The sequence below is a fragment of the Bellilinea sp. genome (genome assembly GCF_053501535.1).
Map to the genome: position 1 here is coordinate 1 of NZ_JBRCOK010000118.1, position 19,169 is coordinate 19,169.

General features: G+C 50.1%; 19 protein-coding genes. 10 read left to right on the plus strand and 9 right to left on the minus strand.

Translation table 11 applies throughout. The annotated features are described in order from the left end of the window. From ACWIZX_RS11350 to ACWIZX_RS11375, 6 genes are all read left to right on the plus strand, one after another. Positions 1-568 (plus strand): tRNA (adenosine(37)-N6)-threonylcarbamoyltransferase complex transferase subunit TsaD (locus tag ACWIZX_RS11350; RefSeq protein WP_448335851.1); only part of this gene is annotated, 568 nt, incomplete at its 5' end. A gap of 38 nt (positions 569-606) precedes the next feature. Next, positions 607-1,227 (plus strand): RNA polymerase sigma factor, encoded by a 621-nt coding sequence (locus ACWIZX_RS11355; protein WP_322792881.1) that lies wholly within the window; start codon positions 607-609, stop codon positions 1,225-1,227. Continuing rightward, a complete protein-coding gene (locus tag ACWIZX_RS11360; protein ID WP_322792882.1) occupies positions 1,224-1,484 on the plus strand; it encodes an anti-sigma factor family protein in 261 nt (86 codons plus the stop codon). Before ACWIZX_RS11355 ends, ACWIZX_RS11360 begins: the two co-directional genes overlap by 4 nt. Positions 1,485-1,542: 58 nt before the next feature. Continuing rightward, positions 1,543-1,767, plus strand: coding sequence for a hypothetical protein (locus ACWIZX_RS11365; RefSeq protein WP_448335852.1), 225 nt, complete (start codon positions 1,543-1,545; stop codon positions 1,765-1,767). A 51-nt stretch (positions 1,768-1,818) separates the two neighbouring features. Continuing rightward, positions 1,819-2,484, plus strand: a complete 666-nt coding sequence (gene pdo, locus ACWIZX_RS11370) for a protein disulfide oxidoreductase (RefSeq protein WP_322792884.1) — start codon at positions 1,819-1,821, stop codon at positions 2,482-2,484. An 18-nt stretch (positions 2,485-2,502) separates the two neighbouring features. Then, entirely contained in the window at positions 2,503-2,919 is a 417-nt protein-coding gene (locus ACWIZX_RS11375; RefSeq protein WP_322792885.1) for an OsmC family protein, read from the plus strand. Positions 2,920-2,966: 47 nt separating this feature from the next. Here the strand turns inward: ACWIZX_RS11375 and ACWIZX_RS11380 are convergent, their stop codons facing one another. From ACWIZX_RS11380 to ACWIZX_RS11405, 6 genes are read right to left on the minus strand one after another with little or no spacing between them, the layout of a single operon-like run. Then, on the minus strand, positions 2,967-4,505 hold the full coding sequence (locus ACWIZX_RS11380) for a LysM peptidoglycan-binding domain-containing protein (RefSeq protein ID WP_448335853.1): 1,539 nt from the start codon (positions 4,503-4,505) through the stop codon (positions 2,967-2,969). Beyond that, on the minus strand, positions 4,447-6,081 hold the full coding sequence (locus ACWIZX_RS11385) for a M23 family metallopeptidase (protein ID WP_448335854.1): 1,635 nt from the start codon (positions 6,079-6,081) through the stop codon (positions 4,447-4,449). Before ACWIZX_RS11385 ends, ACWIZX_RS11380 begins: the two co-directional genes overlap by 59 nt. Next, a complete protein-coding gene (locus ACWIZX_RS11390; protein ID WP_448335855.1) occupies positions 6,035-7,588 on the minus strand; it encodes a LysM peptidoglycan-binding domain-containing protein in 1,554 nt (517 codons plus the stop codon). The genes ACWIZX_RS11385 and ACWIZX_RS11390 overlap by 47 nt, the downstream gene beginning before the upstream one ends. Positions 7,589-7,594: 6 nt before the next feature. After that, positions 7,595-7,939 carry a histidine triad nucleotide-binding protein gene (locus tag ACWIZX_RS11395; RefSeq protein ID WP_448335856.1) on the minus strand — a complete coding sequence of 115 codons (345 nt, stop codon included), beginning with the start codon at positions 7,937-7,939 and terminating at the stop codon, positions 7,595-7,597. After that, on the minus strand, positions 7,936-9,054 hold the full coding sequence (locus tag ACWIZX_RS11400) for a polysaccharide deacetylase family protein (protein ID WP_448335857.1): 1,119 nt from the start codon (positions 9,052-9,054) through the stop codon (positions 7,936-7,938). The genes ACWIZX_RS11395 and ACWIZX_RS11400 overlap by 4 nt, the downstream gene beginning before the upstream one ends. A 31-nt stretch (positions 9,055-9,085) precedes the next feature. Then, complete coding sequence (locus tag ACWIZX_RS11405; RefSeq protein ID WP_448335858.1) at positions 9,086-10,171, minus strand: inositol-3-phosphate synthase; 1,086 nt, start codon at positions 10,169-10,171, stop codon at positions 9,086-9,088. A 340-nt stretch (positions 10,172-10,511) separates the two neighbouring features. Between ACWIZX_RS11405 and ACWIZX_RS11410 the strand changes: the two genes are divergently transcribed. Next, positions 10,512-11,807, plus strand: a complete 1,296-nt coding sequence (locus ACWIZX_RS11410) for a diguanylate cyclase (RefSeq protein ID WP_448335859.1) — start codon at positions 10,512-10,514, stop codon at positions 11,805-11,807. Between the two features lie 11 nt (positions 11,808-11,818). On the opposite strand, the gene ACWIZX_RS11415 is transcribed toward ACWIZX_RS11410, so the two are convergent. Both ACWIZX_RS11415 and ACWIZX_RS11420 read right to left on the minus strand, forming a co-directional pair. After that, complete coding sequence (locus tag ACWIZX_RS11415; RefSeq protein WP_322792546.1) at positions 11,819-12,325, minus strand: hypothetical protein; 507 nt, start codon at positions 12,323-12,325, stop codon at positions 11,819-11,821. A gap of 106 nt (positions 12,326-12,431) precedes the next feature. After that, a complete protein-coding gene (locus ACWIZX_RS11420; RefSeq protein WP_448335860.1) occupies positions 12,432-14,024 on the minus strand; it encodes a trypsin-like peptidase domain-containing protein in 1,593 nt (530 codons plus the stop codon). Positions 14,025-14,262: 238 nt separating this feature from the next. On the opposite strand from ACWIZX_RS11420, the gene ACWIZX_RS11425 reads away from it, so the two are divergent. The 3 genes from ACWIZX_RS11425 to ACWIZX_RS11435 all read left to right on the plus strand — a co-directional run bounded on the left by ACWIZX_RS11425 (position 14,263) and on the right by ACWIZX_RS11435 (position 18,122). Then, complete coding sequence (locus ACWIZX_RS11425; RefSeq protein WP_448335861.1) at positions 14,263-14,910, plus strand: hypothetical protein; 648 nt, start codon at positions 14,263-14,265, stop codon at positions 14,908-14,910. A gap of 168 nt (positions 14,911-15,078) precedes the next feature. Further along, complete coding sequence (locus ACWIZX_RS11430; protein ID WP_448335862.1) at positions 15,079-16,596, plus strand: phytoene desaturase family protein; 1,518 nt, start codon at positions 15,079-15,081, stop codon at positions 16,594-16,596. Positions 16,597-16,664: 68 nt separating this feature from the next. Further along, a complete protein-coding gene (locus tag ACWIZX_RS11435) occupies positions 16,665-18,122 on the plus strand; it encodes a serine hydrolase domain-containing protein (RefSeq protein ID WP_448335863.1) in 1,458 nt (485 codons plus the stop codon). 181 nt (positions 18,123-18,303) lie between these two features. On the opposite strand, the gene ACWIZX_RS11440 is transcribed toward ACWIZX_RS11435, so the two are convergent. Beyond that, a partial coding sequence (locus ACWIZX_RS11440) for a tyrosine-type recombinase/integrase (RefSeq protein WP_448335864.1) occupies positions 18,304-19,169 on the minus strand: 866 nt, incomplete at its 5' end.

Here is a 19,169-nt window from a genome sequence, read left to right on the forward strand (position 1 = left end):
GATTTTGATTCGTCAGCACCTCGAATATCAACGCCTGGGCGGCACACTGGATGACGCTGCCGGTGAAGCCTTTGACAAAGTTGCTCGTTTACTCGGGCTACCCTATCCGGGAGGGCCATCCATTCAAAAGGCTGCTCAGGATGGCAATCCGCAGGCCTTTAATTTTCCCCGCGCCCGTCTGGAAGGTACATGGAATTTCTCATTCAGCGGCCTCAAGACAGCCGTTTTGCGCACCGTTCGTGAACTGGAAAGCCGCGGGCGCAACCTTCCCATTCCAGACCTGGCGGCCAGTTTTCAGGCTGCGGTTGTGGATATTCTTGTGCAGAAAACCTTTCACGCCGCAAAAGTCTATCAGGCAAAGGCAATCCTGGTTGCCGGCGGTGTTTCTGCCAATGAAGCCTTGCGAAACGCCTTCCTTTCACAACGCGAGTTCCCGGTTCACATTCCCCCCCTCTCCCTCTGCACCGATAACGCTGCCATGATTGCTGCTGCAGGTTATTTTCATTACATCGCCGGCGAACGCCATCCCCTCAACCTGGATGTTTTACCCAACTGGACGCTCTCGTAATTCAGCGCAACTTTTATTAGCAGAGGACATCTAAACAAATGACCGCCGAGAGCATCCCCGAAACATCCCTATCAGTGGAAGCGTTGAGAAAAGGTGACCGGCACGAGCTGGCGCGAATGGTTGATTTGTACTCAGACAAAGTTTACCGACTTGCCCTGAAGTTCACCAATAATCCTCAGGATGCTGAGGATGTTTTGCAAGAGACTTTTCTGAAAGCCATGCGCGCACTGCCAGAATTTGAAGGCCGTTCCAGCCTTTCCACATGGCTGTACCGCATTGCTGTCAATGAAGCCCTGATGCTCCTGCGTAAACAAAAACCCGATATGGCATTGGATACTCCCGGCGAGGAAGACGACTCAGAAGAAAGCGCACCCTCCAATGGCTTAATTCTGGCGGATTGGTGCTGCCTGCCGGAGGATGAGCTTCTCTCGGAAGAATCACGCCGCTTTCTGGATGAGGCTATTCAACGGCTGCCGGCCACCCTGCGCAGTGTATTCATCCTGCGCGATCTGGAGGGATTGTCCATTCGTGAAACTGCCGAACTACTGGGACTCACCGAAACCAATGTCAAAACCCGCCTTCTGCGTGCCCGCCTGTTTCTGCGCCAGCAGCTTTCCCGCTACTTTGGTGAGCGGCTAAAACAATGGGAGCAAAAATGAACGATCATCTGGATTGTCAGCAATTATTGTCTTCCATTTCCGATTTTGTGGACGGGGAATTAAGCCCGGATTTGTGTCGGCAAATTGAACAGCATCTTACCGAATGTGAAAACTGCCGGATTGTCATCAACACGCTGAGAAAAACGATTGATCTCTACCAGCACCAGCCGGAAAGCGAACATCTCTCCCAGGAGATCCGTCAGCGCTTATTTCTCCGCCTGCACCTGGAGGAGTTCCTTAACCGCAGCAGCGAATGATGTCACTTTTGGGTGGTGTGCGCATCTAAATAACCGGAAGATGGAGTAGTGACTCGGGATGGGCGAAGAAAAACCTGCAAAGCGGCCGAATGTTCACCGCCAGAAGGATCGTCCTCTTTCTTTCACCCTTCAACTGAATCCGCCCAGCCAGAATCACAGCCTGCGCCATCCACGTCCCGGCAAAATCTGCCCGGCATGTGGTTTAGGGATAATGGATTACGACGGTTTACTCAACCTTGTATGTCCGGTGTGTGGATTTGGCGAAGGCGGCTGCTTTACCTGATAAAATAGAAATAGACATCCCGTGAGGATGAAAAACCTTTGGAGGAAAAAAATGAGCAAACTTTTAGATGATGAAATCCGCAGTCAGGTGCGGGATGTTTTGAGTGGAATGGTGCACCCGGTTGAAATAATCTTTTTTGGCAACCAGAGTGAACCCTGCGAATACTGCGAGGATACCCGTCAATTACTGGAAGAAGTGACTTCCCTTTCGGATAAACTCACCCTGCAGGTATTTGACCTGAAGAAAGACGCGGTGCTGGCAACACAATATGGTGTAGATAAAACCCCCGGCTTTGTTATTCTCGGTAAATCGGCTGATAATCTGGACGATTACGGCATTCGCTACGCCGGTATCCCCGCCGGACATGAGTTCACCTCACTGATCAACGATATTCTCATCGTGTCGAAACGCGACTCGGGGCTTTCGCCCGAAACACGCGAATTCTTGAAAAACCTGAACCAGAAAGTGCTCTTACAGGTCTTTGTTACCCCTTCCTGCCCGTACTGCCCGCGCGCGGTCGTGCTGGCTCACCAGATGGCGCTGGAAAGCCCGATGGTTGAGGCTGAAATGATCGAAGCCATGGAATTCAGCAGCCTGGCTGACCAATTCAATGTTTCCGGCGTTCCCCACACGGTCATTAACAGCGGCAAGGGAGAAGTCGTCGGCGCCGTACCGGAAAGTCATCTGGTACAGAAAATTCGCGAAGCGTTAAACTGAAACTGGAGGAATAACCGCATGGAAGCCAAAGCCGTCTGGAAAGGTGATTTGACTTTTGTTGGCAGCGCCGATTCCGGTTTTTCGCTGGTTATGGATACATTCAAAGAAGTGGGCGGTAACGAATCCGGCTTTCGTCCGGTAGAATTAATTGCCATCGGCGTAGCCGGCTGCACCGGAATGGATGTCATCTCTATCCTGAAGAAAAAACGTCAGGAAGTAACCGACTTTGAGGTTCTGGTTCACGCCACGCGCGCTGCAGAGCATCCCAAAAAGATCACCCACATGCTGATTGAATATGTGGTGACCGGTAAAAATATAGACCCGGCTGCCGTTGAACGGGCAGTGCAGCTTTCTGAAGAAAAATACTGTCCCTCAATTGCTACCATACGCAACAATGTGACGATTGAAAATAAAATCGTCATCAAAGAAGGCTAGTTATTCTTTCAAACCATCATGCCCGCTGTGAAAACGCAGCGGGTTTTTTATGGCTGCGACTGAACCTGACTGGTACGATCCGAGCATTCACAGGCGCGCACCGTGCGGCCTGCCCGACTCAAAGTGCCCTGATAAGGCTGATCTCCATTTGCCGCAACCCACCCCTCCAAATTGAAGGGTAAGGCTCCGCCAGCAGGAATCCACTCGCCGTTGTACTTACGGGCAATATGAACATGGGTTCCGGTGGCTCTGCCTCCCTCACAGGAGGGAAGTCCAATCGGGTCGCCTTTGCTGAGCCTTCTCCCGACCGGGGGCAGGGAATCATTTGCCAGATGCAGGTAGAACACCGTCCAGCCAGTGCGCTCATCTCCATCGCCATCCAGATCCAGCACCACCAGCGCATCGCCGCGCCGGGCTATCACCCCATCGGCAACGGCTACGGCAGGCTGTTCACTGATAAGGCAGGCCCCCACCACGCTGGGGGGTGCAAAATCCAGTGCAGCCAGCGGTTCACCCTCCCCCCAACCGGTATGCGGACCACCCGTAAAAGCCCACACCTTTCCAGCCGGGAAGGGAAAACTCATTTCCGGCTGGGTCAGGCTGCCGGGAATGTGCGGCTCAACACCCGCCCATGGATCACCAAACAATTGGGTATAAACCCGCAGCAGTCCCTCTCCACTGACCGCATAATCATAAGCTTCCTGTGGCATCATTTGAGCGTAGTAATAATGCAGGGCTACACTGGCGGCGTTTTGCCATGGGTCCGGGTTTTCCAGTCTTCCATCTACATGACGGATTGTCTCCATCTGACCGGTACGCCAGCCGTAATATCCGTTATTGAGGGTATTGGCTGCCCACAATAATTGACGCGCAAGCCCTTTGGTAAATTGATCGCGGTAACCCAGGGGATACAGATCAACATCCCCTGACGGCAGGGGCTGGCTCAGCGCCCCGGTTTGATATTCCAATACAGCCAGCAGTAAGCGCGGGCTGATACTGTACTCGGTTGCAATGGTTTCAATGATTTCACCACCGCGTCGCTCCCGTTTTCCAATATAAAAAGAATAGTCTTTGAACCAGCCGGGCTGTTGGTTGACAAATTCTTTTACATCAAAGCCAATTTGAGCCGGACCATTAATGAACAACGGATCAGGCAATATTTGAAAAGGACTGCCCCACAATGGCCGATAGTAAATGGGAATTTTCATCGGCATTCCCGGCGGCATTGTGGTTGCATCCGGCGGGATAAAGGGATTGGCCTGTAAAATTTCGCGCACAGTGGTATTGAAACGGGCAGCCAGAGCCGGAAGCGTATCGCCTGTCTGGGCAGTGTAGTCCACCAGTGTGCCGGGAGCATACGGTTCACGGGTTGGCAAAGGGGTTGGCAAACCTCCCTCTCCCGGTGTTGCCGGAATCTGGATTAAATCTGCCTCTTGATTTGGATCACTGACCTCAACCTGCGGCAGGCAGGCTGTCAAGATGAACAAGAATACCAATAACCGCAAAGAATTTCGTTTCAGCAAACGCTTAATTTCCACTATTCGAACGGCTGATGCGTGTTTCAAACGACCCACAGGTGCAGGCATTGATCACCCGCCCGTCTTTCACCAGACTACCTTCATAAGGATTTTTACCGGCCACCGCCCGCCAGCCATCCAGCACAAAGGGTAGCGGGCCATCTGCCAAAACCCACTCCCCATTATACTTGCGCGCAATGTGAATGTGGGTGCCGGTTGAGGTGCCGCCTTCACAGGATGGATGACCAATCAGGTCACCTTGCTGCACCCACGTGCCAACACTCACCCGGTTTTTACTGGCAACATGTAAATATAAAATCGCCCAACCAGTTTGTTCGTACCCATCTCCATCCAAATCCAGCACCACCACCCCCGTATCCGTGCGAACCACCAAACCGCTGGCAACAGCCGTTGCCCAATCATCGGAAATGTTACAGCCGGTTTCCACACTGGCGGGAGCAAAATCCAATGCGGCTCTGGCACCGTCCGGCCCCCATGCCGAATGCGGGCCCCCGGTAAAACTCCACACCCGCCCGGGCAGGAATGGCAGGATCAATTCCGGCTGGGTCAGGTTGACCGGCAGCAGCGGTTCAACCGCCTGCGCACGCATCCACGGGTTGCCATACATTTTTTCATACAGTTTTACAAAACCATCCTCACCACCCAGTACGCCGTTCCACAGAATTTGAGAGTACAAACGGGAAAAGAGATACTGCAACGCTGCCGAACCGGCGTTCAACCCCGGCGCCAGGCGTACGCGGCTGCCATCCGAGAACTGTACCTCGGTCAAAATGCCGTTGCGCCAGCCGTAATATCCAATCGAAAGCTGCTGCACCGCCCAAGTGAGTTGTTTATAGAGGCCTTTTCTTTCAAAATTGATCACCCCCAGCGGATAATCCACTTCGGCAAGGTTACCCGGTTGACCATATACCCAGTGCGCCTGATATTCCACCAGCGCCAGCAGCAAACGGGGATTGATGGAGTTTTCCACCGCCACTTTGTAAATCACTTCGTCGCTGCTTTTCCATCCATCTGCCAGATATTCGCGATAGGTACTGAGATAGCCTCCAGCCTGCTGAATTGTCCCTTTGAGATCAAAATCGAGCGCGGACGGCGAGAAAACAATTTCACTATCCGGCAGCAACAAATCTGCCGGACCGGTCTGGTCCAGCCGGTTGGGGATGATCAATAACTTTCCGGCATTGATCAAGCCGGTTTGCGGAACCGCTTCCGGAAAGGTTATTTCTTCCGGCAGCACCCCAAAGCGAACTGCGACTGCTGGCAGCGTATCTCCCGCTTGAGTGTAGTACAAAATGGGCGGGAGTGGCGTACTGCGGGTTGGCAGCGGGGTGAAAATGGGTTGAGAAGGGGTAAACCTTGCTTCCCCGGGCGTGCCCACGGCCACCGGATTATCCAGGCCTCCTCCAGCCGGTTGCAAAGAAGGCAAAGCGGTTGCCTCCGGCTCAGCCGCACCCCCCCCCGAACCACCAGCCGGGAATAAGGCGGTTGCCGTCAAATCATAATCCGAAACATAGGCCTGCGAACAGGCAAGAATCGAAAGCAACCACACCCCCAGAACCAGCAGGGTCTGAAGACGCTTACCGGGAAATCTGATTTTCAGGAAGCAGGCGATCCCACGCTTCAACAATGACTCCATTCCGCACTAACATTCCATTATATTCTACACCATCTCCCACTGAGACCCAGCCGTCCAGCACAAACGGAACAGGCCCATCTGCCGGTATCCACTCACCATTGAACTTTCGCGCTATGTGAACATGAGTACCATTGGAAACCCCGCCTTCACAGGAAGGATGACCAAGCCGGTCGCCGGCTTTTACGCGCATTCCAACCGTTGCCCGGTCTGCAGTAGCCAGATGAAGATATAACACCGTCCAGCCGGTTTGTTCGTAGCCGTCACCATCCAGATCTAGCACCACTACACCGCTTTCCGAACGCACCACCACCCCATCTGCTACAGCCGTCACCCATTGATTGCTGATTCCACACCCCCAGCCGCTGTCGGGTGGGGCAAAATCAAGCGCAGCCCACGCCGAACCATCCCCCCAGCCGCCGTGCGGTCCCCCGGTAAATGACCAGACCACCCCATCCTCAAAGGGCAATTGCATGGCAGGCTGCTGTAAATCTACGGGCAGCAGCGGCTCAATCCCCCAGTCAAACGGATAGCCGAAAAACCGGTTGAAAACTGCGAAAAGTCCATCCGGCCCGACTGCAGAATCCCATTCGCTTCGCGAATATACCAATCCCATCAGATTTTGAACGCCAGCTGTGCCGGCATTAACAGTGGGGTCGGGCGGGACAAGTCCGCCATCTGCCAGCTGCCAGGCAGAGATGCCGTTCACTTTCCACAAGTAATAACCACGATTGAGTTGATTGGCGGCCCATGAAAGCTGGCGGTACAAGCCGCGCCGGTTTGGATCGTAAAAACGAAGAGGAAAATCCATCGTGTTGGCGGGTGGTTGTGATTGGCTCACCCACCCGGATTGATACTCCAGCACCGCCAACAGCAAGCGCGGGTTGACCGAATACTCGCGCGCCACCCGAATCACCACCTCTGTGCCGGTGTATGGCTGATCATCCAGCGTTTCGCGATAAGCAAAAAGATAGCCCCCCTGCTGGCGCACAAACGCAAACACATCAAAAGGAATAGCCGCAGGACTAAACACCAGTTCAGAATCGGGGATAATTTTGAAAGACGACCCCATCGGTTGCGGGGAAGGCGCCGGAATAATCACCCTTAAGCCAGCCGGCACCAAATTCGGGTTGGCAATCTGATTAGCCTCAACCAGGGTTTGAATATCCACATTAAACAATTGTGCAACTTTGCCAAGCGTATCCCCCGCTTGGAGGACATATTCATCCTGTTCGGAACGGAGCGTCGGTAAAAGGCGAGGCGCATCCGGTGTTGGTGTAAAAACAGGAGCGCCGGGAACCCGCGTGGGCGGCAGGGTAAAGGAGAGCGAAGGTGTTGGTGAGCCTTGCAATGAGTCAACAGATAAAAGCGGCGAATTTCCCCCCTCAACCGGCCTCCAAAAGTCCGATTGAGGCGCTGGCTGGACACATCTCAGCAAAATCATCGCAAACACACCGACCAGGATCATCCATTTTCTTCGCTGTTTGTCGCTCATCATACCCCTCTACTGAAACCGAAACGGCATTCTTCTCCCCCCGATCAGATGGAGGTGAAGGTGAAAAACCGACTGTCCGGCCTCAGGGCCGGTGTTAATCACCAAACGGTAACCGCGCTGATCCAACCCATTGGCAAAAGCCAGCTGCCTGGCAACCACAATCATATGTCCCAACAGGGCGGCATGTTTCTCCTCCACCTCGTTCACCGATTCGATGTGCTCGTTGGGTACCACCAGAATATGCACCGGTGTGATCGGGTGAATATCATAAAACGCCGTCACAAACTCATCAGCAAACACGATGGTCGCAGGCGCTTCACCGCTGATGATTCGGCAAAATATACAATCCTTCATGGTTTCAAAATGGGTTCCATGGGGTGCATTTCAGGGCGAGGGTGCGCGGAACAATACCTGTTGTACCAGTCCAGTTCGGCCTGACGGTTTTGGTTGGCAAAATCGGCCGCCTGTTGTGCTAATTCTACCGCCTGATCCAGATTCACATAGGCGGCCGTGCTCCAGTAACGAGGTAATAACAGGAATGGGTTGCCCGCCTGCCGCTCGGGTTCTCCCTGGGGAATCCAGTTGAACATCACCGGTCCACGGGCATAGGCAGTAAAACCCAACTGATAACCGGCCTTGTCTGCCTCAGCAACGGTTGCGGGTGTAAAATTGCCGCCCGGCCAGATGAACACCTTTGGGCGAAAACCTAAATTTTCCTCAAACGCCTGAATTGGGCCATAAATCTCTTGATGAATCACATCGGCAGGGGTTTTTTCTGTAAAGTAAGTAGCGCCATTGTGTAAAAACCCATGTGCTTCAATTTCAACCCGCCCGGAAGCCAGCACGGATTTTATCTCACGCCATTCTCTTTGATCTGCCACACCGGTGATATACGCCATGACCAAAGTCCACTGATTTTGTTCCAGTACCGGCATAAAATGGTTACGCACGGTTCCCAGCCGCCGGTCATCAATGATTAATAGCAAGGAACGCGGGGGAATATACGCATTGCGTTGCAAGAAAGCCGCCAGTTGCTCAATCGTGATAGTCTGAAAACCCAGCTCAACCGCATGCTGCATGGTTTGTTTGAAATACTTTTCGGTTACGGTAATGTTGTCGTTGACACTGCCGCCTTCTTTGCGTATACCGTGGTACATGATCGGCACCACAACGCTGCCCGGTTGGGCATTTTGAGGGTCCCAGCGGGCAGCCAGATACTCACAGGTATCCAGGTAAGAAACCGGTTTTACATCTTTGGCAAGACGTGGAAGAAAACCTTCCAGAGGAAGAGGGGTTTCGGTTTGGGTTGGCGTATGGGTTGGGATGTTCGTGAGATGCGGGGTTACGGTGGCCGGCAGAAACGGCGTAGAACTCGGTTTGATCGTTTGGGCTGCTGTGGAAGGGGATATGGAAACATCTGGCGGCAGCTCAGCAACGCTTACGCACGCCACCAGATGAAAAAGCATCATCCAGCACAGGCTTATAAAGGCAGAACGGAAATTACTCAGCCTCGCCACGAATAAATGCTTCGGTCATTTCCAGCGCTACCGAATCGCGGAACTGCTTGGGCGGAGTTTTCATGAAGTAAGAAGAAGGAGCGTACAACGGCCCGCCGATTCCGCGGTCCAGCGCCAGTTTGACACAGCGGATTGCATCAATTACCACGCCGGCTGAATTGGGCGAATCCCATACTTCTAATTTTGCTTCCAGATTGAGCGGCACCTCTCCAAAGGTGGTGCCTTCCATTCGAATGTAGCACCACTTGCGGTCAGTCAGCCACGGCACATAATCGCTGGGTCCAACGTGGATGTCATTTTCCGGCAGGGTATAAGGCAGCATTGAAGTAACCGCACCCGTTTTGGAAATCTTCTTGGATTCCAACCGCTCTCTTTCCAGCATGTTGAGAAAATCGGTATTACCGCCAAAATTCAACTGGTAAGTGCGGTCGAGCCTCACTCCGCGGTCCACGAACAGGCTGGTCAAAACCCGGTGTAGAATGGTTGCGCCCACCTGACTCTTAATATCATCACCGATGATTGGTAATTTTTTCTGGCGGAAGCGTTCCGCCCAGTATTCCGAACTGGCGATAAAGACCGGGATGGCGTTCACAAAACCACAACCGGCCTCCAGTACCTGCTCCACGTACCATTTGGTTGCCATTTCGGAACCCACCGGCAAGTAGCTGACCACCACATCCGTTTTGGTTTCCCGCAAAATACCCACAATATCCGCGGTGGGACCCGGTGCTTTTTTGACAATCTGGCTCAGGTATTTGCCCAGGCCGTCATGCGTCATGCCGCGGTAAACGGGCACGTTCAGGTAAGGCACCTCGGTAAATTTAAAGGTATTGTTCGGGTAAGAGAAAATGGCTTCTGAAAGGTCTTTCCCCACTTTGGTGTCCACCACATCAAAGGCAGCCGTAAATTCAATATCGCGGATATGGTAGCCGCCCAGATTGACATGCATCAACCCCGGAATACGGTCCGTTTCGGCCGCATTGCGATAGAAATGCACTCCCTGCACCAGCGAAGAAGCACAATTTCCCACTCCAACAATTGCTACGCGAACTTTTTTATCCTTTGCCATATTTCTTGTTGTGAACTCCTTTGGAGAATGATTTGTGGTTGTTTTTGACAGGTTTGGCTCAAGGGATACAGGCGGGCATTTTTCTCAATCCGTCCTTTTGCCTGACAATTCCATGGGCAGGTTTGCACCTATTATACTTTTATTTTTCTTTTATTGAACAGCACTTGATCCACCTGCACAAAATTCAAAACCGCCCGGGATTTTGCAATCTTGGTATTGCTGATAAAGAATGTTCTTTTTAATCAAGAATCAGATATAATCGAAATATACCCTGCTGAGATTGGGGAGCCTTACATTTGAAAGCAATTGCAATACAAAAAACCCTATGAGCAATTATCTCATGTCCGATGATTCTTTCATGGTTTCATCGGTGTATAAACCAAAACTGAATTATCGCATCTACCTTCTTATTCGGGATTCAAAAGAGGCTCTTGAACTCACCGAACAAATTAACGCCTTTGGTTATCAGGTCAATCCGTTTACCAAAGCCGATGATCTGGTTTCTGCCTTGCGCTGGTCCTTACCCAATGCCATCCTCGTATTTGTAGATGGGAAAAAACTCACCTTTGAAGATTATGAGGAACTTGCGCTAAAACTCAAAAAACAGTCCAATCATTTACCGCTGGTGATCATCAGCACAGGGGATAACTTCGATTTACGGCTGAGAGCAGTCCGCGCAGGGGGCTCAGCCTTCTTTATTCATCCGGTAGATATCAGCTCCTTAATTGGCTCGCTGGATGAATTTGCCAATCCCACACCCAGTGTTCCAAACCGGATCCTGATTATTGATGATGTCCTTTCACAGGCAAGCTTTTACGCCATGCATCTGGAAAAAGTGGGCATGCAGACCCGCATTGTCACCGACCCACGCCAGATGATTCAACCGATGATCGAATTTAACCCCGATCTAATCCTGCTGGATATGTATCTTCCTGAATGTAACGGCATCGAACTGGCGCGCATGATTCGCCAGATGGAAAATTTTGTCTCCGTACCCATTGTCTTTCTTTCTGCCGAAACTGACCGCGAGCGTCAGCTGGCAGCCCTGATGATGGGCGCTGATGACTTCCTGATCAAACCTGTTAAACCTGAACACCTGATCGCTTCGGTCACTTCGCGCATTGAACGCTATCGCAAGCTGCGTTCCTTAATGATTTACGATGGCCTGACCAATTTGCTCAACCACTCCACCATCAAGGAAAGACTGGTTAAAGAGTTATTGCGCTCCGAAAGAGACAAACAACCGCTTTCCTTTGCCATGATTGATCTCGACCACTTCAAAAATGTCAATGATCGTTACGGTCACTCAGCCGGTGATCGGGTGCTTAAGAGCCTGGCGCGCATGCTTAAGCAACGTTTGCGCCGCACGGATCTGATTGGCCGCTATGGCGGTGAGGAATTTTCCATTATTTTTCCCAATACCACCGCCGCCGAAGCCGCCTCGGTCATGGACAAACTGCGCGAAAGTTTTGCTCATATCCACCACCTCAGCTCGGATGGCTTTTTTTCAGTCACCTTCAGCTGCGGGATAGCATCCTTTCCCGAATACAAAACCGCTGTTGCCATCAGCAACGCCGCCGATAAAGCGCTCTATCAGGCTAAAGAAAGCGGACGCAACCGCATCAGCGTAATTTAAGGCCGCCTCGCCTAGCGGCGGACGGCAACTTCCACCACAATTTTCAAAGCATCCGCTTCAACGGTCATCGATTTTATGACCGCTCCCTCGCCTGACTCGCGTACCTGATCCTTAATGATTTGGGATAGAGCGTCGTTGACTTTCTTGATGGCATCACTGGCCAGATCCACACCGGGAATATTGATGGCGGTTACCTCCACCTTGGGTTGTTCGTCCACCACCGAAAATTTAAGTTCAACCTGACCATTGATGCGAGTACCTCCCAGGGTCTGATATTGACCTTTGGCAATAATTTTATCCGGTTCGATGAACTCAATGTCGTCCACTTCGATGAGCGGCAACTTTTCACCTTGTGATGCCGCAGCTGACTGAGCCGCACCGATGATCTGTTTGATGCGTTCTTCTTTCAAAGTAATGGGAATGCTTAATTTACCATCCTGCAAACTCAAATTGCAGGCAAGCGAAACCAGCATGAAGATCACACCACCCAACAGGATCATCCAGGATTTTCGATTCATGGGATACTCCTTTCATTCATTCTCAACGATTAAGTATTCCCGATTTTACCAATAAAAAAGGGGCTGAAACCCATATCAGCCCCTTTCATAAAAATTTTGGTCAACTCTATGGCAAAGTACCAACCACATCAAAAGTTGCCAGTATTTGATCGAAGACTTCAAGATCTGCATCCGTCATGGCATTGAATAAAATTGACACCAGCAAAGAGGTTTTGTTGACCTTGGGGCGCGCCGTCAGCACCACAAACAGGTTGCCTGCGTTATCACAGTTCTTGTAAACATCATAAGAACCCTCAAACGCATTATCTTCATACTTTTCCCGGAATTGCCACTTGCAGGATGACTGAAAAACGGATTTGTAATAATCCAGCAACTGGATGTAACCGGCCAGTTTAGCCACCTCGTCGGACACCCCAAAGAACACGCCCGGCTCATCAAAAGCGTTGTTGAAACGGTCTAAATTGGCTGCAGCAGTAATTGCTGCACCGATAATTTCACCATCAGAAACCCATGGTGAGCCGTCCACCTGTGTCCAGGTGGAGGGTATCGCAATTTGAATCGCCCCATAATCATCCTGTACCTGTACATAATCACCGTAGGCCTGACCACTGCCACCGGAAACATCCTCACTCAGTTCCTGAGCAAAGGAAAATTTTGTTTCCAATGGCTTGCCATTCAATTCGCCTGCCAGCACTTCTTGCGTGGAAAAACGCAGCACCTCAATTGCCAGAACATCCGATGCGTTACGGGTACGTAAGATATTGCAATAATCCGTCATCTGACCGTCGGTTGCCAGCACCAGACCTTCCATAAGGGTGATAATGTCACCGCCCTGCAAACCTGCCTTACCTGCCGGAGAACCCGACTTAACAGAAGCGACCCAAATGCCTGACAGGCTGCCATCTTCGGAAACTACTGCCTGACCGTTGATGCCAATCGACTCATAGTCCTGACCGGAGCGCAATATTTCGATGACTCTCCGGGCATCTTTCCCGCGGATAGCGAAATTCTGATCGAAGCGGTCGTTGCCAGCATAATTGACCCCCACCACCTGACCCTGCATATTCACCAACGGGCCGCCGGAATTCCCGCCGCGGATACGCGCATCATGCTCGATCACCGCCGGCACGGACGCCCAAAACGACTCGCCATTTGCATTGGCTTTGGAGACAATCCCTTTGGTGAGCGTGTATTCCGGGTCACCCAGCGGGAAACCGGCCGCATAGACTTCCAAACCGGGGGTAATTTCACCTTCATAGAAGGTTAGAAACGGAAAATCATCCCCTTCAATGTCAATGACTGCCAGATCCCAGCATTCTGAAACCCCCAGTATTTTCGCATTGCGTGGACGGGTTTCCCCCGCTAAAAACACCTTTAGCAACGCAGCCCCGGTCACCACATGGTTGTTGGTAACTGCAATACCGGAGGGGTCAATGATAAAACCGGTTCCGCGCCCAGCCACATTGTAAAGGCTACCCAGTTCCGGATCGACAAAACTGCCCTGCGCCTCAATTTGCACCGTGGCGCTGCGCAACAGGTTGAGCACATCCACCTGTTGCGTTGGTGTGGCCTGTGGGGCAGATGTGGGTAACTCCACCGGTGGATTAGTCGGTGCAGTTGTCGGCTGACTGGCCGGTGCACAAGCCACTAACAGGCTTAAAATCAACAAAACTGTTCCCAGATACTGAGCGCGCCTCATGATTTCCTCCATTGGCTGGTAAATTTGACAAATACAATTTTTATTATTGATTTTACTACCTTACAATCCTTACAATAAAGGATGATTTTTATTTTCACCCTCTTGGAAAAAATGAGTGATTACTCAACAAAATTGTACTTCTATTCTTTACTTCGACAGTAAAATTTTCTAAAATAGAAGAAAAATCTCCACTTTTCAGGCAGAAATAGAATTTCGGGTTAAATCTGAGCGTAAAAAAATGGAAAAAATCTTAAGTTCTTTTGCGTTCCAGCATCGCTTCCGTTTCGTTAATTCCTTTCAACTTCAATTCCCCGTATTTATGAATCTGCCCTATGCCGGAAGGATCAACCTTAACGAAATTACTTTTGGGTTGTGCGGCGGCATGTGTTTTGCTGCACTGGATTACTTTCATGCCAACCAGACACCTCCCCCATTCCAAACACCGCAAGAAATTAACCCAAAGTTGTTTGGGTTTCTTTGTGATCGCCAGCTAGATAGTCTGAAAGTTTTTACCGTTCTTAAGTTCATGGAATGGATGATCATTGACGAAAAACAAACCGCAACCCGCGTCAAGCGATATGAAATCCCCAAACTGCGCCGTCTGCTTCAAAAAGGCGAACCGGCCGTATTGGGTTTGGTACGCGTGCGCGGCGTTCAAAGCCCCACCCAAAATCATCAGGTGCTTGCCGTTGGGTATGAAATTGACCCTGCGCTCGAACAAATCTCAATTTACCTTTATGATCCCAATCACCCGCACCTGAATCCGTTCATCCGATTTTTCATGGGTAAAAATGCGGCCACGCCGCTCTTCATCCAATCCACCGGTGAACCGCTGTTTGGTATTTTTGTAATTCCTTACCGTTATCAAAAACCACCCCAAATTTAAATTTTTTCTTGACATGTTTTTTGAGGGCGACTTTACGCCCATTTTTTGTTTACCGCCCCTGGTAAAAAGGTGAATTTCACCACAAAGAATAGCAATTTCTTAGAAAATCTTCTAAACGTGATATATTCTCCCTATCGGTGTTTTGGATAGTTTTCAGGGAGTTTTGGTGTGACTGAAAAGAAAATCTTGATTATTGGGGGTGGCATTGCCGGTCTTGCTGCAGGCTGCTATGCCCAACTGAATGGCTATCGAGCCACCATTTTCGAAATGCATGGTCTGCCGGGTGGGTTATGCACAGCCTGGGAGAGAAAAGGCTATACCTTTGATGGCTGCATCCATTACCTTTTCGGTACAGGCGAAGGTCAACCTTTTAACCAAATGTGGCAAGATCTAGGCGCTCTCCAGAATCGCCCAATTATTAATCATCAAGAATATCAGCGGATCACCGATGGAGAGCATACGCTGATCATCTATACCGACCCCAAAAAATTAGCCGAGCATTTGACTGCAATCTCTCCTGCCGATCAAGATCTGGTCCACCAATTTTGTGAAGGGGTCAATCAATTCACCCAATTTGACATGGAAGCCATGTACCAGAAACCCCGCTCTCTGATGACAGCAACCGATTGGGCTGAGTTCGGGCGCAAAATGACCCCTTTCCTGATACCGATGGCTCGCTGGGGGCAATTATCCACTGGCGAATTTGCCTCCAGATTTAAGCATCCATTTTTGAAGCGTGCCATTGCCCACATGTTTTCATGGGAAGAAGCGCCGGTGATGATGGGAATGTGTCTGCTGGCCTATATGCATACCGGAAACGCTGGCTTTCCGGCTGGCGGTTCGTTAGAATTTGCCCGGGCAATTGAGAAGCGTTTTCTTGAATTGGGTGGCGAAATTTATTACAACGCCCAGGTTGAAAAAATACTGGTTAAAGAAGATACCGCCATCGGTGTCCGATTATATAATGACAAAATTTACTCCGGTGATTGGGTCATATCAGCCTGCGATGGGCGGGGCACGATTTTCGACATGTTAGAAGGGAAATATCTCAACCGCCAGATTCAAAAAATGTACGACGGTCACCTGCCCATGCACAGCATGTTACAAATTTCTTTGGGTGTAAATTGTGATTTATCAGTCGAACCACATTGGATCACGCACTTGCTGGAAGAACCGGTATTGGTTACCGGTGAATCGCGGCATGAAATTGGCGTCAAACACTACTGCTTTGACCCCTCACTTGCCCCGCAGGGCAAATCAGTGGTGGAGTTAATCATTCGCACCAATTACACTTACTGGCAACGCATCTACGGACGCCGGCCCTATGATGAGGAACAGCGTCAGGTATCGGACATTATCCGCGAATATTTGGAAAATTGGTATCCCGGTATTAATCAACAAGTTGAAGTAGTTGACGAAGCCACCCCGCTGAGTTACGAACGGTACACCGGCAACTGGATGGGGTCAACCTGTGGCTGGCTTTTAACCAAAGAAACCATGCCGATGTTGATCAAGGGAGTATCCAAATCACTTCCCGGTTTGAAAAATTTTTTGATGGCAGGTCAATGGGTTGAACCGGGTGGTAGTGTACCGCTGGCAGCCGCTTCCGGAAAGAATGCCATTCAATTCATATGTGCCTCGGATCAAAAAGAATTTACAACCGAATTGCCTTCAAAGGTTAATTGATTGACACGCAAATAAGGGTACTTTGAAAGTGAGAGTTTAGGGTAATTCAATAAGTACTTCCGGAGCATATGATGATAAAAAAATTTTTGTGGGTTATTGCTTTTTTCCTAATGCTGTTGCCAATCCTCATAAACCCCACTCTTGTCCAGGCTGACAACAAGACCCTCGATTTTGAGGCAATTGATGCTTTCGTTCTTGAGCAAATGGCCAAACATGGCTTACCAGGCGTTGCTTTGACGATCGTTTCCGGCGATCAGATTCTCTACTCCAAAGGATACGGCATAGAGGGCAACCGTCCAATGACTACCTCGACGCAGATGTTAATTGGCTCGCAAAGCAAATCTTTTACTGCGCTCGCCATTGCTCAACTGGTGGAACAAGGAAAGCTAGAATTCAACGCTCCAGTGCAAAGATATCTTCCCTGGTTTCGCATTTCTGATGAAGTTGCCTCGAGCCAGATCACCATCAATCATTTATTACACCATACCAGTGGATTATCTGAGGCAGGCATTAGTCGAGTCTTCCCTGCGGACACCCCCATAGAAGAAATGGTACGCGCCCTTCGCGATGTGAGCCTGACTGCTCCGGTTGGTAAAACATTTCAATATTTCAACTATGGATATGATATCCTCTCGCTGGTCATTGAAGCTGTGAGCGGAATGAATTATGCCGATTATCTGAATATACATCTTTTTCAGCCTTTACAAATGACTCGTTCTACAGCCGATCCCTATTCAGCAGCCGATCTTGCCACAGGATATACGCGTATTTTTGGTTTCCCAGTACCTTGGCGGGAGCCAATCCCCCTTTATGAAATCGGAGCCGGGTTTATTGTATCTACCGCAGAAGACATGGCACGTTACGCGATTGCGGTAAAAAATCAAAATTTGCCCGGTGTCGGAAAATTAAATACCCAGTTAATGTTCACCCCCGGCCAGGCTAATTACGGCATGGGTTGGTGGATTGACAATTCCGCAGGTACTAAGCGTATTTCTCATGGTGGGGCCAACCGAACCTTTCGGACGGATGTGAACATCTACCCCCAGCGTGATCTTGCTTTTGTGCTACTGGTCAACACCGGCAGTCTGATTGATCACTACATTTCAATGGCACAGTTGCGAAATGGTCTCGAAAACCTGATTTTGGAAAATTCCGTTGGGAAAGCTGCCAGCGGCTGGTCGGTACGCTGGATTGGGTGGGGTATCGGCATCTTTGTCCTTGGCCTGTTAATCCTGCATACCCACAATTTTCTTGCCTTACGCGGCTGGCGGGTAAGAATGAAAACCGCTCCTCGCAGAAAAATCATTCAGGATATTGCCATTAGTTTCCTGATCCCCACCGCCATCCTTGTTGTAGTCCTGTCACAAATTGCAAGATTTTACGACTATCGCTTTAACTTGATCACCTCCTTAGCTTATCTGCCTACCGGCAATCCTGATATTTTCATATTACTCCTTGTGGGCAGCCTGCCGGATTACGCCCAAGGTATCATCAAACTAATCTGGTCTTTGGGTTTAAGCAAATAGGCTGAAACAGGTTATCTGCTTTTTAAGCCAGGCGGGCGGATTTTATCATCCCTCGATGGGAGAACTGCCGACAAAATAAAAAAGAGGATGTCGGGTTCATCCTCTAACCTGTCGGGGCGGGCGGATTTGAACCGCCGACCTCACGGACCCGAACCGTGAAATCGGCGGTTCCTTGCCTAACTCAAGCTAAATTCCAACACTTGACTGGTGATGCCAAAGCATGGTCATGATCAACATCGTATTGGGCGATCGCCAGATATCTTTTGACCATGTCCAGAGAGGAATGCCCCAGTATCTTTTGTAGCGAGTAGATGTTTCCCCCGTTCCTCAAAAACTGGATCGCAAAGGTATGCCTGAACCGGTGCGGATAAACTCGCCGTACAACGCATTGATTTCCTAATTCTGCAAGGATCTTTCTCAATTTACACCGTTCCAACGGTTTCTCACTCTTTAATGCAAACAACGGCGCTGTGGGATTCAAATTCGGCCGCATCTGTAAGTATTCGTCAATTGCCTCAATTGTTTCTTTGGAAATTGGAACTAACCGCTCTTTTTTGCCTTTTCCAATCACTCGGATATGTCCTGTGACCGGGTTTAAATCCTTTATCTGTAAATTGCATAATTCCGTTGCTCTGATTCCGGTATCCAACAAGGTCAAAATGATGGCTTTATCCCGGTAAGAATAGCGGGATTTGGAAGCGCTTTCCAGCAAAGCAAGAATTTCCGCTTTTGATAGAGGAATGATCGTTTTCTTCTCGGCAATGGGCGCCTTGATTTGTCTGACCGGATTGTATTCACAAATACCCTGCTGGATTGCCCACTGCCACAGCGCCGATAAATCGGCATGATAGTTTCGCAGTGTTTTTGCCGAAACATGCTTTTGTGAAGCCATAAATTTAAGAATATGCTGCTTTTGGATATCGTCAAAATTCATATCACCGACTTCAGCAAGGAACTTTTTATAGGTTACACGATAATCACGGATGGTGTGCGGTGAGTAACGCATTGCCATCCGTTCTTCCAGAAATTGTTTGATGGTTTGGCTTA